The organism is Streptomyces sp. NPDC093568, from assembly GCF_044764945.1.
Classification (GTDB): Bacteria; Actinomycetota; Actinomycetes; order Streptomycetales; family Streptomycetaceae; genus Streptomyces.
On the sequence record NZ_JBIWJD010000002.1, the window covers coordinates 223,936 to 240,261 of the forward strand.

The following is a 16,326-nucleotide window of genomic DNA, read 5'->3' on the forward strand; positions in this document are numbered from 1 at the left end:
TCCGGCCCCCTCCCTTGCATGTCGGTAAGGCTGAGGCTGCGTTCGAGATTTCAACAGCCGATCGGGATAACGAACACAGGCTACTCAAATTCCGTTTACCCCGGCAATGGTCATGCGCGGACCGGGCTCGAAACAGTTCAGACCTGCGGCTTTCCCGTCCGCACATACGTCACGTCGAAATCCGTCGTCCACCGCTCACCGTCCGCCGACTGTTCCCACCGGCCCTCCACGGTGTCGCCGTCGAGGGCCGCGGTGACGGTGAGGCGCTGATGGAAGCCGGGGGCGGCGCGCCACTGGTGCCAGGTGCGGTCGGTCATCGTGCCCCGGTAGACGCGGGCGACGGAGCGGCCGTCGGCGTACAGGACGGTGAACTCGTCGGCCGTGTCGTCGTAGCCGATCAGGGCGACGGTGGGGAAGGGGGCGTGCGGGCCCCACTCGCCGGGGAGTGCGGTGTCCGGGCCGACGTCGGCGCGCTGGGCGAGGAAGGCGCCGTTCTCCAGCCAGGTGAACTCCGTGCGGATCGGGCCGACGGTGCGGCCGGCGGCCCACAGGTCCCACTCGCCGACGAAGACGTCCAGCCTGCGCAGGGCGGGGTGAGGGGTCGGTCGGCGCATCGGGGGCTCCTCCGGGTCTCGGGGCGGGAGCAGACGGGGCGGCGCCGGGTACGCCGACGCCAGTACGCGGGGTTACTCCCGCTGTCAGACGTGCTCGCCGCCCGCCCCCGGCACCGTGTTGTCCATGTCTTCCGCGACTTCCACGACTTCCGCGTCCTCCGCATCCTCCAGGAAACTCGGCCGTCCCGCCCGCCGGGCCGCCCTCGTCGTCCATGTCGTCGCCTCCGCGAGCTGGGTCGGGCTCACGCTCGGGCTGCTCGCGCTCGGGATCACCGCGGCGGGCACCGGGTCCGCGGTGACCGTGGAGGCGTCCGTGCGGGCCATGAAGCTGTTCGCCGACTGGCTGCTGCTGCCAGTCGCGTTCCTCACGCTGGTCAGCGGGCTGGTGCTGGCCCTCGGCACGCAGTGGGGGCTGGCCCGGCACCGGTGGGTCTACCTCAAGTTCTGGATGACCCTCGCCACGACCGCCGCCACCGTCCTCGCCCTGCGTCCCGGCGTGAACTCCGCCGTCGCCGCCGTCGCCGCGGGCGGCCCGCTGCCGGACGCCGGTGACGTCCTGTTCGGGCCGGTCGTGTCGCTGTCCGCGTACGTCTTCATGACGGTGATCTCGGTCCTCAAGCCCTGGGGGCTGACGAAGCGGGGCCGCAGGGCGCGCGCCGCGTCCACCCGCCGGCGGGCCGACCACACCGAGCCGGCCCGTCAGGCGGCCTGACCGGCCCCTACAGGTGCTGCTGCCGCTACCCCGGTGTCTCGCCCAGCACCCCCCGCAACCTCTGCGCCCGCAGCACCAGCTCCAGCTCGAACCGCCGGTCGGGGTCGTCCATCTCATCGCCCCACAGCTCGCGGATCTGCCGCAGCCGGTAGCGGACCGTCTGGGGATGCACCCCCAGGCGGGCCGCCACCTCCGGTGCGCCGCCCCTGGTCTCCAGCCACGCGAGCAACGTCTCCGCCAGCCGCCGCCCGTGGGTCGGCCCGCACTGCTCCAGGGGGGCCAGGCACCGCACCGCCAGGTCGTCGATGAGTTCCTCGGGTTGCAGGAGCACCAGCGCCTCGGTGTGCTCCGTGCAGTACAGGACCTCTCCGGCCGGCAGCAGCCGCCGCTCCATCAGACTTACGGCCGCCTCGGCCCAGCGCAGCGACTTCGCCGCGTCGGCGAGGGGCACCGGCGGGCCGATCGCCCCGGACCAGCCCCACAGGGCCCGGTGCAGGAGTTCGGGGCGGCCGGCGGCGTCCGGCTCGGGGACGACCATGCGCGGCTGCTCGTACTCCAGGTCGAGCAGCACCCCCTGCCCCACGGCCGGGGCGAGGGCCTCCCGTGCCGGGCGCAGCAGTACGCCGACGGCGACCTTCTCGGGCAGCGGCCAGCCGATGCGGGCCGCCCGTTCGGAGAGGGCGTCGGCCGGATCGCCCCGGTGGTGTTCGGCCAGCAGCAGTTCCATCAGCCGGCGCTGGAGGCGGAGCCGCTCGCCGGCCTGGCGCGCCGCCGCCTCCGCGTATCCGCGCACCGACTGGTCGACCAGGCCGTCGAGATACTCGTAACCCGCGTCCACCAGCTCGTACATCGCGGGCGGCGGGATGTCGACGCGCTGCCCGATCTCGGCGAAACGGCGCCAGGCCAGCCGTACGCCCAGCCGGTAGATCGCCTGCAACGAGTCCAGGGAGCGGCCGTTGTAGCCCTCGCCCCGGCCGAAGTCCTGGAAGACGCCGGGCGGGACGGTCGGGCGGCCCTCGGACTTCTCCAGGTGCTCGACGAAGACCTCGATCGCGCGCCGGATGCCGACGAGGGCCATCGGTTCGCCGGACTCGTCGAGCACGACCGGGAGTTGGGGGTACTCCCGCTGGATCTCGCGCAGGATCTCCTCGGCGAGGGCCGGGGCGTCCGCCATGGCCAGCTCCGCGAAACGGCGGACCTGGTAGCGGGGTACGTCGCGCCAGGCCGAGCGGGTGGCGGCGGCGGGGGACGCGGGTGAGCGGGTGGCGGTCACCGTCAACTCCCCTGGCCCGCTTGCTCGTAGGTGATCAAGGGGGTGTTGGGCTGGTCGGGCGTCGCTTGCAGCAGCGCGACGATGCCGAGCGCGGCGGCCACCGCCAGTACGGCGGCGAGCACGACGGTCAGCCCGGCGGCGAGCAGTCTGGACATCGCAGGGTCAGCCTCTCTGTCCGGAGGTCGTCCCCACCCCGGTGTCGCCTGCCCGACCCCTGCCTGTGGGCCCAGTCTCGACAAGCCCGGTCCAACCGTCAAGACATTGACACTCAGTCAAGAGACGCCTACGGTTCCCGGCCCAAGAACGGCCAGGCAACGACCGTGTGTCAATCCCCCAGGAGTGCCGGATGCGCCGTACAGCCTCACCCCTCTCGTTGATCCTGCTGGGCCTCGGCACGTTTCTGCTGGTACTGGCGCCCATGCTCGCCTGGTACGTGACCCCGCGTGCCGCCGTGAACCCGATCGACATCGACACCACAGCTGTCTACAAAGGCACCGGCAGTGTCTTCGACACCGAGAAGATCGAGACCGTGCCGGACCGGACGATCACCGTCACCCAGCGGGTGCGGGGCGACGTCGCGGCGAGCGAGCGCAGCGGCGACGCCGTCTGGGACGTGATCACCACCGTGGACACCGACAAGTCCCTGCCGGCCGCCGACCCGCACGACGCGCTGGACCACACCCCGCACCGCTGGGTGATGGACCGGAAGACGACCAGGCCGGTGCACTGCTGCGGCGAGAAGCCGTACATCGAGGGCGAGGCCTATCTGAAGTTCCCGTTCGACGTGGAGAAGCGCTCCTACCAGTGGTGGGACAACACCGGCGGGACGACGGTGACCATGCGCTACGACGGCACCGAGCGGATCCAGGGGTACAGCGGCTACCGGTTCACGGCCACGGTCGCGCCCCGCAAGGCCGGCACCCGGCTCGTCCCCGGCAGCCTCGTCGATCAGCCGAACCGGCCGCAGGTGCTGGCCGAGGAGTGGTACTCCAACCACGGCTTCAAGCTGGTCGTGGACCAGCGCACCGGCCGGGTCCTCTACGCCCAGACCGGACCGCGCCGCACCCTGCGGGCGCCCGGCGGCGACAAGGACGCTGCGGTGCTGCTGGACAGCGAGAAGATCGCGTTCACGCCGGCCACGCAGAAGGAGGCCGTGCGGCAGGCGCGGCAGGACACCGACCGTCTGCGACTGGTGGGCACGACGTTGCCGATCGGGGCGGCCGGGGCGGGATTCGTGCTTGCGGTGGTGGGAGTCGTTTTGGTGGTACGAGGGCGCAAACAGCCGGAATCTCCCGGTACGGTCGAGATGCCCCAGCCCTCACTCACAATGTGACGTGACGTCAGCTCTAACAAAGCCCGAAATTGTCACGCCGGTGAGTAGCCGTGGCGAACTGCTGGGCGAAAACTGTCCAACCCCACCCGGACACAGCCTGTCCACACCCCACTCACAACGACCGTAAGGCGCCGAGAACCTCCGGTTCCCCCCACAGGAACCCAAGCCCTTCCTCACAGGAACCCGAACCCTCCCTCCCCCACGCTGAGTTCCGCACCCTGAGACGAGTTGGAGCACCCATGCCCCAGCACGTGCCCTCCCCGCTGCCCGCCACCCTCCCCTGGGCGTCGCAGCACCACCTTCCGGCGCTCCCCCCACATCCGCGCCGAATCGTTTTTCTCGCCCATCGCGACCTGGGCAACGCGGCCGCCGGCGGCTCCGAGCTGCTGGTCGACCGGCTCGCCGACGGCCTCACCCGGCTCGGCCACCAGGTCACCCTGCTGTGCGGTGGCCCGGCCGCGTACCGGGACTACCGGGTCGTGTCGGCGGGCGGCTCGTACGGCCACTACCTGCGCGCCAGATCCGCCTTCGCCCGTCAGGTCGGCGACTGCGACCTGCTGGTCGAGGTCTGCAACGGGGTGCCGTACTTCGCCCCCATGTGGCATCGCGGCCCGACGCTGTGCCTGGTCAACCATGTCCACACCGATCTGTGGAAGATGCGGTTCGGCGGTGCGATGGCACCTGCCGCCCGGCTCGGCCGCAGACTGGAGCACTGGGCGCTGACCGGCGCGCAGCAGCGCAACCTCCTGGTCGCCGTGTCGCCGTCCACCGCGCACGCGCTGCGGGCGATCGGGGTCGAGCGGGACCGGATCCGGGTCGTCCACAACGGGGTCGAGGAGCCGGGGCCCCTGGCCGACCGTTCCCCCGAGCCCCTGTTCGTGGCCGTCGGACGGCTCGTCGAGTACAAGCGGATCGATCTGCTGCTGCGCTTGTGGGAGCGGGTACGGCCGGTCACCGGCGGCCGGCTCGTCATCGTCGGGGACGGGCCCGAGCGCGGGCGCCTGGAGGCGCTCGCCGGCCCCGGCGTCGAGTTCACCGGGCATGTTTCCGAGGCGGAGAAGCACCGGCTGCTGTGTGCGGCGTGGCTGCTGCTGCATCCGTCCGCGATCGAGGGCTGGGGGCTCGTCGTCACCGAGGCCGCGACCCGCGAGACGCCGACCGTCGCCTTTGACGTGCCCGGACTTCGGGATTCCGTCGTGGACGGGGAGACCGGGGTGCTCGCACAGGGCGAGTCGTCGTTCGCGGCCGCCTGGTGCACGCTCGCCCTGTCGGGGCACCGGCGCAAGCTGATGGGCAAGGCGGCGCGGGACCGGGCGGCGCGGTACCGGTGGGACCGGACGGTTCGGCAGTTCCTGGCGGTTGCCGGGGAGGCGGTGAAGGGCCATGACGCCTATGCGCCGTAGGGGTGGGGCCGGTTTGCGAGTGCGGGTTCGTGGGGGCTTGTCGCGCAGTTCCCCGCGCCCCTACCGGGGCGCACCACGGGACCGGCGTATGAAAGATCCGTCTCTTGGACGCTCCCTCGCTCTTTTCCGGGCGTTCATGCATGAACAGGACGACCCCGAAGCCTGCTACTCGCTGCTCGCCCGCGACGCCGTCGATCAGATCGAGGCCTACGACGGCTCCGTCGCCGGGCGAGTCGTCGTCGATGTCGGCGGCGGGGGTGGGTACTTCACCGAGGAGTTCCGGCAGCGGGGCGCGTACGCGTATCTCTTCGAGCCCGACCCGGGCGAACTCGGCGAGAAACCCCCCGAAGGAGCAGTCGTCGCGGACGGGTATCTGCTGCCCCTGCGCGACGGGGTCGCCGACGTCACCTTCTCCTCCAATGTGCTGGAGCACGTGGCCGACCCGCAGACCTTCCTCAGTGAGCTGGCCCGCGTGACCCGGCCCGGCGGGCTGATCTATGTGTCGTTCACCAACTGGCTGTCCCCCTGGGGCGGCCACGAGTGGGCTCCCTGGCACTACTTCGGCGCCGAGCGGGCCAGGGCCCGCTATCGCCGGCGTACCGGGCGGGCCGCCAAGCACACCCTCGGCGAGAACCTCTTCGCCGTGCACATCGGCCCCACCCTGCGGCAGGTCCGCGCCCGTGACGACGTCGAGGTCGTCTCGGCGCGCTCCCGCTACTGGCCGTTCCTCGCGGAGGCCGTCGTGAAGGCGCCCGGCATCCGCGAGTTCGCCACCTGGAACCTCCTCCTCATCCTCCGGCGGTGTCCACCATGACGACCACGGTCCAGGCTCCTCCCCCGGCAGCCGTGCCCACCTCCGCGCCCGCCTCGGGCCCGCCGGAGGGGCCGCGCTCGCGGCGCTGGCTGCTGGGGTTCTGGGCCGTGGTGTTCGTGCTGCTGCTGGCGGTGCGGCCGGGGCGGCAGACCTTCGACACCAAGCTCGGGGTGACGGTCGACCCGGGGCAGTTCCTCGCCGACCTGGGCCAGTTGTGGCACGACGAGGGAAGTTTCGGCGGGATCCAGGACCAGTACGCGGGCTATCTGTGGCCGATGCTGCCGTTCTACTGGCTGGCCGACGTCGTACGGCTGCCGGTGTGGCTGGCCGAGCGGCTGTGGCTGTCGCTGATCGTGTCCGTCGCCTTCTGGGGCGCGCTGCGGCTGGCCGAGCGGCTGCGGGTGGGCAGCGGGGGGTCGCGGCTGGTGGCGGCGGTCGCGTATGCGCTGTGGCCGGTCTTCACCGTCGTCGTCGGGTCCACGTCGGCCGCCGCGCTGCCGGGTGCGTTTCTGCCCTGGGTGCTGCTGCCGCTGACCGACGAGCGGTACGCGGCGCGAGTCGCCGCCCTCAGGTCCGCCCTGGTCATCCCCTTCATGGGCGGCGTCAACGCGGCCTCGACGCTGGCCTCGCTGCTCCCCGTCGGGCTGTACCTGCTCTCGCGTCCGCCCGGTCCGCGGCAGCGGAAACTGATCGCGTGGTGGGTGCCGGGGGTGATCCTGGCGACCGCCTGGTGGGTGATCCCGCTTCTGCTGCTCGGCGCGTACGGCGAGAACTTCCTTCCGTACGTGGAGAGTTCGCAGACCACGACCGAGACCATGGCGGCGACCGAGGCGCTGCGCGGGGCCGGGAACTGGGTCGCCTATCTGCACTTCGGGGAGGCCTGGCTGCCGGCCGGCTGGACCGTCGCCTCGTCCGTCGTGGTGATCGTCTGCTCGGCGCTGGCCGCCGGGCTGGGGCTCGCGGGGCTGGCCCGGCGGGACATGCCGGAGCGGCGCTGGCTGGTGCTGACCGTGGTGACGGTCGCGCTGGTCCTGCTCGCCGGGTACGGCGGGGCCTTCGGGGCGCCCTTCCACGGGGTCGTGCAGGACTGGCTGAACGGCGGGCTCGTCCCGTTCCGCAACATCTACAAGTTCCAGACCGGGCTCGCCCTGGCGCTGGTGCTCGGGCTCGCCCATCTGGTGGGCGTCGCGGCCGAGGCGCGCGGGGCGCGGCCGGTGCGGGGCCGGCGGTACGCGCCGCTGGTCGCGGCCGTGCTGGTGCTGCCGGGCCTGATGTGGCCGTACCTCAACGGCTCGATCCTCAACCCGGGTTCCTTCAAGGAGATACCCAAGTACTGGCAGAGCACGGCCGACTGGATGGAGAAGTACTCCCCCGACGCCCGCGTCCTCGTGGTCCCGGCCACCGCGCACGGCATCTACACCTGGGGCTCCACCATCGACCAGCCGCTCGACGTCCTCGCCGACTCGCGCTGGGCCCAGCGGGACTACGTCCCCTTCGGCACGCCCGGCAACCGGCGCGCGATGGACGCCGTCGAGCAGGCGCTGATGAGCGGCGGTGAGGTGCCGGGGCTGGCCGACTTCCTGAGCCGCGCGGGGGTCTATTACGTCGTCGTCCGCAACGACCTCGACCCCGACCAGGTCGGCGCCCTCCCGACGACGACCGTGAAGCGGACCCTCGCAGAGTCCGGGTACGAGCGGGTGACGGGACTCGGGCCGGTCATGACGGGCGGGACGATCGCCGAGGGCACCCCGCTCCAGGTCGAGGGGCTGTATCCCCGGCAGCGGGCGGTGGAGATCTACCGGCCGGCCGGCGAGGACGTGCCGCGCCCGCGCCAGGCCGGGCTCCAGCCGGTCGCCGACACGGCCGTCGTCTCCGGCGGGCCGGAGGCGCTGCTGCCGCTCGCGTCCCGGCTGCGGGGCCGGGCGAGCGTGTTGACCGGCGACAACCATCCCGGGCTCGGCTCGCCGCAGGTCCAGGTGGTCGGCGACGGGCTGCGGCGCGCGGACACCCGGTTCGGGCTGGTCAACGCGAACACGTCGTACACGTACACGCGCGACGAGCGCAACGCGCCGGACGCCGCCCAGGACGCGGGCGAGAGACCGCACCAGATCCTGCCCACCACCGGAGCCGGCCACCAGACGGTGGCCGAGCTGCGCGGGGCACGCTCGGTGACGGCGTCCTCCTACGGCAGCTGGCTCTTCCATCTCCCGCAGTTCGACCCGGTGAACGCCTTCGACGGCAACCCGGACACGGCGTGGGCCGAGGGCTCGGAGGGGTCGCCGGACGGCGAGTGGCTGCGGATCGCCTTCGCGGGCGGCTCGTACGACATGCCGTCGTCGTTCAAGGTGACGCCGCTGCCGCAGGAGGGTGTGCGTCAGGCGCCGACACGGGTGCGGGTCGAGACGGAGAAGGGGGCGGTGAGCTCCTTCCTGCGGCCGGACGGGTCGGCGCAGTCCGTCAAGGCGCCCGCGGGCGCGACGGGTTGGATGAAACTGACGATCACCGACTCGGTGGCGCGGCGGGCCGGGCTGACCGGCGCGGGCTTCTCCGAGATCGCCCTGCCGGACGTGCAGGTGACCCGGCTGCTGCGGCTGCCGTCCGACGCCGACGGCTCCGGGGCCGCCGCCGAGATCGTCTCCCTGTCCCGTGCGGCCGACCCGACCGGTCTGTCGGCGACGGGTACGGAGGCGGGTCTGCACCGGCGCTTCACGACGTCCACGGCCGGGACGTACGAGGTGCGGGCGAGTGCGGTACCGGTGGCCGGCGAGGAACTGGACGAGCTGCTGTACGAGGTGGCGCCGGAGCAGCGCAACCGGATCGTCGCGACCGCCGACTCCACGGCGCGGCTGGGGGCGGGGCTGTCGCCGCGCAATCTCACCGACGGTGATCTGACCACGGCGTGGATCGCGGGCGACCGGCCCACGATCCATCTGCGCTGGCCCGGAAAGCAGGCGGTCGGGGAGATCGTCCTGGCGCCGGCCGGGGGCCTGTCCACCCGTCCGACCGAGGTGCACATCAGCTCCCCGGACGGCGCGGCCATCGCGGGCGTCGACGAGAACGGCAACGTCCGCTTCCCGCCGATCACCACCGACCGGCTGGACATCACCATCACCGAGAGGGCCCCGCTGACCCTCTACAACCCGATGGTGGACGAGGACCTGCAACTGCCGGTGGGCCTGACGGAGGCGTACATCCCGGCCCTCGACCAGTACCGGACCCCCCAGCCGAAGGGTTCCCGGGCCTTCTCACTGCCGTGCGGGAAGGGGCCGGTGGTGTCGGTGGACGGGGAGCTGTACCGGACCGGTGTGCAGGGGACGGTACGGGATCTGGTGGAGCGCCGGCAGGTGGACGTGACGCTCTGTCAGCAGGGCCGCGAGGACACCGAGTTGCGGCTGACGGCCGGTGACCACCGGGTCGAGGGCGGGGACGCCGGTCCGCTCACCCTGACCGAGGTGACGCTGACGCGCGGCACGGTCGCCGAGCCCGCCGCGGCGGGCCGTGAGCTGGGCATACGGGACTGGCTCGGCGACCGGCGCGCGGTGACCGTCGGCACGGGCGCGGCGAGCTACCTGACGACGTACGAGAACTTCAACGACGGCTGGCACGCCACGCTGAACGGCAAGGAGCTGACGCCGGTCCGGCTGGACGGCTGGCAGCAGGGCTGGCGGATCCCGGCGGGCGCCGGTGGCACGGTCGAGCTGTCGTACGAACCGGCGGTGACCTACGAGGCCGGGCTGATCGGCAGCGCGGTCGCCGTCGCGCTGCTGGCCGGGCTGGCCCTGTGGCGCCGCCGCGCCCCGAACCCCGACGAGCCGCAGGCGGCGCCGCCGTCGCCGGGGCTGTGGCTGGGCACGGTGGCCGTGACGGTGGTCGGGGTACTGATCGCCGGGTGGTTCGCGCTGCTGGTGCCGGTGCTCGCGGTGGTGGCCTGGCGACGGCATGCACTGCTGGTGCCGATCGCGTTCGCGGCGCTCGCGGGAGCCGGGGTCGCCGCGGCGGTCGGGGCCGGGGAGCCGGTGGGGGCGGGTGAGGGCGCGTTCGGCCACGCCGCTCAACTGCTGGCGCTGATCGGCCTGTTCGCCGGTGTGGTCTCCGTGCGGGAGGCGGCGGGCTCGGGTGGGCCGGGAGGCGGGGGCGGTACGGGGCCCGGTTCCACCGCCGTGCTGCCGCCGGTCCCCGCAAGCGGCGCCCCGGGCTTCGACCCGGTCACGCCACAGACGCCGACCAAGCCGCTGCCGCACCGGGAGCGGGGGCGCAGCCCGATGGGGACGGACCCGTCCGATGCGGCGGCACCCCGACCCGACTCGGGGCCGACCGTCTCCGCGCGCGGCCCCGGCGGCCCGGCGCCCGAGCCGGCCACCGCCCGTCTCAGGATGCGCAAGCCGCGGTTCGGGGGAGGCCGCTCGGAGGAGGGCCGGGTACCGGACGAGGACACGGGGAAGGGCGAGGCCACATGACCGCACTGCAGCAGCCCGCGCGGGCCGGGGAGCCGCTTCGGCCCCCGGCGCGGATCCCGTTTCCCGTCGTGGACGAGGTCGCCCGGCACTGTCTTCAGGAGGAGGAGCCGGAGACGGTCCACATCGAGGTCCATCTGCCGGGGCCGCTGGACCGGGTGCGGCTGCGTACGGCCTTCGCGGAGGCGTTGCGCCGGCATCCCCGGGTGCTCATGCGCGAGGCGCCGGGGCGGTGGTACCGGCGCCGGTACGAGTGGGAGCTGACGGCGGAGCCGGACGTGGAGGTGGTCCGCTGCGCGGCGCCGGGCCGGGACGCGTTGCGGGCCGCGCGGACCCGGGCGCTGACGGAGGCGCCGCCGCTGTCCCTTTCGCCGCCGATCAGGCTGGAGGTGGTGCCGGGCGGCGGGCCGGTCGAGGGCAGTGAGGCGACGGACGCGGTCGGCGTGGCCACGGGCGGCCGTAGCGCCCAAGAAGGCTCGGCGGCGGACACCGTTCCCCGGCAGGGGACCGTCCTCTTCCTCACCATCAACCACACCGCCCTCGACGGCCCCGCGTGCCTGCGTGTCCTCGCCACCGCCGCCGAGCTCTACGGCGGCCGGGACAACTCCCCCGCCGCACCCCCCGTACGCACCACCGCCGAAGCACCCCCGCCCCGGGAGGACACGCCCTCCAACTGGTCACCCCCCGCCCGGGTGGCCCAGGGCACCCCCGAACCCTCCCCCGGCAACGGCCTGCTCGTCGCCGAACTGCCCCTGCCGCACCGCCCCAAGGGCTCCCCCTACACGGTCAACGACCAGCTCATGGTCACCACGGCCCTGACCCTGGCCCACTGGAACCGGGAACACGGCGCCCGCCCCCGCCCGCTGCGCATCACCATGCCCGTGGACGACCGCCCCCGGGACGCCACCATGCCCATCGGCAACGGCACCCGGCTCGTGGAAGTCCCCTTCACCCCGGCCGAGTTGGCGGCGCACACCCCGGCCGACATGCCCGCCCTGCTGCACCGCACGGCCACCCGCACCCGCGCCCTGAAGTCCCTCCCGCGCCCCCAGCTCGGCCACGGTGCCGCCCTGCTCACCGCCCCCGTCGCCCCCGTCGCCTGGCGCGCCGCCGCCACCCGGGGCCTGCGCAGAGCCGCCGCGCCCTGGACCTCGACGACCCTCCTCAGCAACATCGGCCGTATCCCGTACCCCCTGGACTTCGGCGAGGACGCCGGCCGCGCGCACGCCGTGTGGTTCTCGGCGCCCGCCCGGATGCCGCGCGGCCTGACCGTCACCACCGCCTCGACCGCGGGCCGTCTGCATCTCGCCCTGCGCTGGTCGCGGGCCCTGCTCAGCCACGGCGACGGCGCCCATCTCCGGGACCTCTTCGAGCACTACCTGCACACCACCGAGGTGAACCCGTGACGACGACCGCCCCACCCCCCAAGGACCTCCGCGACTTCTACGAGAACCCCGCCGTCCCCGTCGCCTCCGGCACCCCCCGCAGCCGCCGCCAGGCCCGCATGCTCGCCGAGGCCCTGGGAGCGGCGGGCGACGGACGGCCGCGCACGATCATCGACATCGGCTGCGGCGACGGCACCGCGGCCGCCACCGCCGCCCCCTATCTGACCGGCCACCGCGTCGTCGGCGTCGACTGGTCCCAGGACGCCCTGCGCCGGGCCCGCACCCGGATCCCGTACGCCGTCCGCGGTGAACTCACCGACGGCGGGCTGCCGTTGCGCACCGGCGCCGCCGACGCCGTGCTGTTCAGCGAGGTGATCGAGCACCTCGTCGACCCGGACGCCGCCCTGGACGAGATCCGCCGCGTGCTGCGCCCCGGCGGCCACCTCATGCTCTCCACGCCGAACCTGGCCGCCTGGTACAACCGCGCCCTGCTGCTGGCCGGGGTGCAGCCGGTGTTCTCGGAGGTCAGCCTGCGCGGGATCCACGGGCGGCCGGGGCGGGAGGTCGTGGGACATCTGCGGCTCTACACCGCGCGCGCGCTGCGGGAGTTCGTGGCCGCCTCCGGCTTCGAGGTCGTACGGCTGGCGGGGGCGCCCTTCCACGGCGTACCGCGTCCGCTGCGCCCGCTGGACCGGCTGGCCTGTGCCAGACCACCGCTCGCGTCGATCCTGCTGCTGCACGCACGGCGGACGTAGGGGGCTGACCATGTGGTGGGGAGTGGCCGCGGCCCTGTTGGCGAACACCTTGTACAGCCTCGGTTTCGTCCTGGAGAAACGGGCGCTCACCGCCCTCCCGGAGGTGACGATCCGACAACCCGCGCGGCTGCTGCGGCTGGTGCTCGGCAGCCCGCTGTGGATCGGCGGCTCGCTCGCCCTCGCCGCCGGTTTCGCCGCCCAGCTCGTCGTCTACCGCACCCTGCCGATCGCCGCCGCGCAGGGCATCTTCGTCTCCGGGCTCGTCCTCCTCGTGCTGCTCTCGGCGCGGCTCCTCGGCGAGGAGACCAGCGGGCGCGAGCGGTACGCGCTCGGCGCGATCCTCGCCGCGCTGCTGATGGTCGTGCTGTCGCTGCGCGAAGGACCCAACGGCGGGGAGACCGTGGGCCAGGACGCCCCGTACCCGCTGATCCTGCTGGTGTGCGTGCCGTCGCTGGCGGCGGGCGTGTGGCTGTACAACTCCGCCGAACGCAGGGCCCGGCACCGGCACCGGCTGCCGACCACCGGCGTCGAGTACGGCGTGGCGGTGGGGCTGCTCTACGGGGTCAGCTCGCTCGCGATCAAGGGGGTGTCGAGCCGTCTGACGACGAGCGGATTCGGCGCCGCGCTGCTGGACCTGCTCCGCTCCCCCTACCCGTACCTCCTCCTCTTCACCGGCGCGTTCGGGCTGGTCATGTCGCAGGCGGCGCTGCAACGCTGCCGGGCCTCGCTGATCGTGCCGGTGTGCACGACGGTGACCTGCCTGTACACGGCCGTACTCGGCACGCTGTCGTTCGGCGAGGCGCTGCCCGGGGACCCGCTGCGGCTGGCGCTGCGGGTCGCGGGTACGGCGCTCGCCCTCGCCGTACTGCTGTCGATGCCCCGGCACGACCGGCAGCAGCCCGCACCCGCTCCCCGACCCGCCCTCGGCGCCAAGGAGTTGACCCCGCCGTGAAACCCGACGACCCGCTGCTGCGGATCCTGGCCTGCCCGCTCGACAAGGGGCCCCTGCACCTCGTCGTGCCCGAAGGCGCGGCCGAGGTGCTGTACAACCCGCGGCTGCACCGCCGCTACCCGATCGTGGACGGCATTCCGCAACTGCTGCCGGCCTCCGGGGAGCAGGTCTCCGACGACGAACACGAGGAACTCCTCAAGCGGATGGCCCCATGACCCTGGCCGCGCGCATCGCCCCACTGCTGCCCACCCGCCTGGTCGCCGCCGTCGCCCGGGCCGTGTACCCGCGCTTCGAACCGGAGCTGGCCCGGCTGGCGGAGCTGTGTCCCGCCGGGTGCGGGACGGCCGTGGACGTCGGCGGGTGGTACGGCCCGTGGACGCGGCGGCTGTCGCGGCGGGCCCGCCGGGTGGTGACCGTGGAACCGGTCCCGCACCTGGCCCGGCTCCTCGCCGCGACGGCCCCGCCCAACGTCCGGGTCGTGCAGGCCGCGGCGGCCGAGCGCCACGGCGCCGCCCGGCTCTGGCTGCCGCCGCGCGACGCGGGCGACCGGGGTGTGTCCTCCCTGGTCCGCCGGGACATCCACGCCACGGCGCTGCACGTCAGCTGTGTCACGCTCGACGAACTCGGCCTGAAGGACGTCGGGTTCGTCAAGGTCGACGTGGACGGCAGCGAGCTCGCGGTGCTGCGCGGTGCGACCGGCATCCTGGCCCGCGACCGGCCGGCCCTGTTCATCGAGCTGGAGTGCCGCATCCAGCCGATCGCCCCGGTGGTGACGTACCTCTCCCTGCTCGGCTACGCCGGCTGGGTCCTGCCCGGCCGGGACTGGATCCGGCTGTCCGACTTCCCGCTGGAGGCCCACCAGGCCGGGACCGCCCACGTCGTCACGCACGGGCTGCTGCGCCGCGTCCTGCCGTTCCGCGGCCCGCGGTACGTCAATTCGGTCCTCTTCCTCCCCGACGGCCGCCGCCCGATCGGCGACGATGGCTCACATGCCCTCAGGAAAGCCCCCCGCTAGCGCCGGTGCCTTCACCCCGCTCCACTTCCAGCTGGTGCTGCTGCGCCGCATGGCCGACCACAACCCGGACCTGGTGGAGGACGCCCGCCGCGAACTGGGCGTCTCCCTCGCGGAGATGCGCGAGGCGAACAAGCGCTGGCAGGCGATGGTCCGCTCGCCGCGGGCCCGCGGCTCCGCCTCCCGGTACCGCTCGGTGCTGGGCGCGCCGGAGTCCGTGGTCCCCCGCAAGGTCGGCGACCTGGAGTGCGAGGCCTGGCTGTGGCCGGTCCCGCTCTGGCCGGACCTCCGCTTCGAGGTCCTCCTCGCCCCGAACGGCGCGGTCTGGAACGAATGGCTGGTCCGCGCCCCGAATTCCCCCGCCCCTCCCCTGCACACGATCGCCGACCTCACCCCCTGGTCCTGCACGGTCGACGAGGCGGCCCGAGCCTTCGCCCCCGCCCGCCCGCTGGAAGGCACGGCCCCGACGCGCTGGGGCCTCGCGTTCACGGCACCGGACGGGGAGGGGGTGCGGCGGGAGGTGGTCGCCGAGTTCACGTGGGGGCTGTTGCAGCGGGTGGGGGTCGGCGGTGAGGTGCCGGCTCCAGCCGGCTGAGCTAGGCAGCCGGTTGAGCGCCGGCAGCCAGCTATGAGCGCGCCGCCGGTTGTGCGCCGGCCGCGGCGAGGATCGCCTCGACCACACGCGGCACGGACGCCGGGTGCAACGACAGGAACAGGTTCGGCTCGACCAGTTCCAGCTCCATGACCCGGGGCTGCCCGTCCTCCCCGTCGACGAGGTCCACGCGCGCGTACAGCAGCTCCCCGGCCTCCGGTACGGCGGCCAGGGCGCGCTCGGCGACCTCGCGCTCGGCCGGGGTCGGGGTCCAGGGCTCCAGGCCGGGGTGGGCGACCTTGCGCTGGTCGTAGGGGGTGCCCGGGGTGAGGACGGCGCCCTTGCGGCTGGCGTGCAGGAGGCGGCCGCCGAAGAACTGCAGCGCCCGCTCCCCGCTGACGTCGATGCTCGTCACGTAGGGCTGCACCATCGCCGTGAACCCCTCCGCGTGCATGCGTGCGAGCTGCCGTACGGCCGTGTCGTGCTCGTCGGGCGCGTAGCGGGCGGCGAAGCGCGCGCCCGCGCCGGAGGTGGGCTTGACGACGTACTCGTGGGCGACGGGAAGGTCGGGGCTGTCACCGGGAGCCAGATACCGGGTGGGCACGATCGGTACCCCGGCCCCGGCGAGGTCGCCGAGGTAGCGCTTGTCGGCGTTCCAGCGCACGACGCCGGCCGGGTTCGCGAGCCGGGTCACCTTCGCGCACCGCTCGGCCCAGCCCAGGAACTCGGCGGCACGCCAGCTGTAGTCCCAGGTGGAGCGGATGACGGCGAGGTCGTAGCCGCCCCAGTCGACGGTGTCGTCGTCCCAGTACACGACGTCCGCCCCGGCCCCCGCCTCACGCAGAGCCCGCACCAGCGCGGGGAGGTCGCGGTCTTCGCTGACCTCGGGGCCGGGGCGGCAGGTGACGAGGGCGGTGCGGGGCACGGCGGGTTCCTCCAGGGGGTGAGGGTGATGCGATGCGCAGGCTAACAAGCGCTTCCGGAACCGGGACAGGCCGCTTGACCTTCACCTTTGGTGAAGCCACAG

The 16,326-nt window shown here is 73.5% G+C and carries 15 protein-coding genes; 11 read left to right on the top strand and 4 right to left on the bottom strand.

Features of this window, described 5'->3' with window-relative positions:
* Positions 1 to 137 precede the first annotated feature (137 nt).
* Entirely contained in the window at positions 138 to 614 is a 477-nt protein-coding gene (locus ACIRD7_RS10520) for a hypothetical protein (RefSeq protein ID WP_403452110.1), read from the bottom strand.
* 124 nt (positions 615 to 738) lie between these two features.
* Between ACIRD7_RS10520 and ACIRD7_RS10525 the strand changes: the two genes are divergently transcribed.
* Positions 739 to 1,326: a DUF2269 domain-containing protein gene (locus tag ACIRD7_RS10525; protein WP_403452111.1), complete on the top strand. Its 588-nt coding sequence runs from the start codon at positions 739 to 741 to the stop codon at positions 1,324 to 1,326.
* A gap of 25 nt (positions 1,327 to 1,351) precedes the next feature.
* Here the strand turns inward: ACIRD7_RS10525 and ACIRD7_RS10530 are convergent, their stop codons facing one another.
* On the bottom strand, positions 1,352 to 2,599 hold the full coding sequence (locus ACIRD7_RS10530; RefSeq protein ID WP_403452113.1) for a PucR family transcriptional regulator: 1,248 nt from the start codon (positions 2,597 to 2,599) through the stop codon (positions 1,352 to 1,354).
* 2 nt (positions 2,600 to 2,601) lie between these two features.
* Positions 2,602 to 2,754, bottom strand: a complete 153-nt coding sequence (locus tag ACIRD7_RS10535) for a hypothetical protein (protein WP_403452115.1) — start codon at positions 2,752 to 2,754, stop codon at positions 2,602 to 2,604.
* A 191-nt stretch (positions 2,755 to 2,945) separates the two neighbouring features.
* On the opposite strand from ACIRD7_RS10535, the gene ACIRD7_RS10540 reads away from it, so the two are divergent.
* The 10 genes from ACIRD7_RS10540 to ACIRD7_RS10585 all read left to right on the top strand — a co-directional run bounded on the left by ACIRD7_RS10540 (position 2,946) and on the right by ACIRD7_RS10585 (position 15,302).
* The gene (locus ACIRD7_RS10540; protein WP_403452117.1) at positions 2,946 to 3,932 is read left to right on the top strand and encodes a DUF3068 domain-containing protein; all 987 of its coding nucleotides are present in this window, start codon (positions 2,946 to 2,948) and stop codon (positions 3,930 to 3,932) included.
* A gap of 239 nt (positions 3,933 to 4,171) precedes the next feature.
* Positions 4,172 to 5,335, top strand: coding sequence for a glycosyltransferase family 4 protein (locus ACIRD7_RS10545; RefSeq protein ID WP_403452119.1), 1,164 nt, complete (start codon positions 4,172 to 4,174; stop codon positions 5,333 to 5,335).
* An 88-nt stretch (positions 5,336 to 5,423) separates the two neighbouring features.
* A complete protein-coding gene (locus ACIRD7_RS10550; RefSeq protein WP_403452120.1) occupies positions 5,424 to 6,149 on the top strand; it encodes a class I SAM-dependent methyltransferase in 726 nt (241 codons plus the stop codon).
* On the top strand, positions 6,146 to 10,606 hold the full coding sequence (locus ACIRD7_RS10555) for an alpha-(1->3)-arabinofuranosyltransferase family protein (RefSeq protein ID WP_403453059.1): 4,461 nt from the start codon (positions 6,146 to 6,148) through the stop codon (positions 10,604 to 10,606). Before ACIRD7_RS10550 ends, ACIRD7_RS10555 begins: the two co-directional genes overlap by 4 nt.
* On the top strand, positions 10,603 to 12,009 hold the full coding sequence (locus tag ACIRD7_RS10560) for a condensation protein (protein WP_403452122.1): 1,407 nt from the start codon (positions 10,603 to 10,605) through the stop codon (positions 12,007 to 12,009). The genes ACIRD7_RS10555 and ACIRD7_RS10560 overlap by 4 nt, the downstream gene beginning before the upstream one ends.
* The gene (locus ACIRD7_RS10565) at positions 12,006 to 12,743 is read left to right on the top strand and encodes a methyltransferase domain-containing protein (protein WP_403452124.1); all 738 of its coding nucleotides are present in this window, start codon (positions 12,006 to 12,008) and stop codon (positions 12,741 to 12,743) included. The genes ACIRD7_RS10560 and ACIRD7_RS10565 overlap by 4 nt, the downstream gene beginning before the upstream one ends.
* Positions 12,744 to 12,765: 22 nt before the next feature.
* Complete coding sequence (locus tag ACIRD7_RS10570; RefSeq protein WP_403453060.1) at positions 12,766 to 13,695, top strand: hypothetical protein; 930 nt, start codon at positions 12,766 to 12,768, stop codon at positions 13,693 to 13,695.
* Entirely contained in the window at positions 13,692 to 13,910 is a 219-nt protein-coding gene (locus tag ACIRD7_RS10575) for a Trm112 family protein (RefSeq protein ID WP_403452125.1), read from the top strand. Before ACIRD7_RS10570 ends, ACIRD7_RS10575 begins: the two co-directional genes overlap by 4 nt.
* Positions 13,907 to 14,710 carry an FkbM family methyltransferase gene (locus tag ACIRD7_RS10580; protein WP_403452127.1) on the top strand — a complete coding sequence of 268 codons (804 nt, stop codon included), beginning with the start codon at positions 13,907 to 13,909 and terminating at the stop codon, positions 14,708 to 14,710. The genes ACIRD7_RS10575 and ACIRD7_RS10580 overlap by 4 nt, the downstream gene beginning before the upstream one ends.
* On the top strand, positions 14,685 to 15,302 hold the full coding sequence (locus ACIRD7_RS10585; RefSeq protein ID WP_403452129.1) for a hypothetical protein: 618 nt from the start codon (positions 14,685 to 14,687) through the stop codon (positions 15,300 to 15,302). Before ACIRD7_RS10580 ends, ACIRD7_RS10585 begins: the two co-directional genes overlap by 26 nt.
* 31 nt (positions 15,303 to 15,333) lie before the next feature.
* On the opposite strand, the gene ACIRD7_RS10590 is transcribed toward ACIRD7_RS10585, so the two are convergent.
* Positions 15,334 to 16,224 carry a RimK family alpha-L-glutamate ligase gene (locus ACIRD7_RS10590; RefSeq protein ID WP_403452131.1) on the bottom strand — a complete coding sequence of 297 codons (891 nt, stop codon included), beginning with the start codon at positions 16,222 to 16,224 and terminating at the stop codon, positions 15,334 to 15,336.
* Between the last annotated feature and the right edge of the window lie 102 nt (positions 16,225 to 16,326).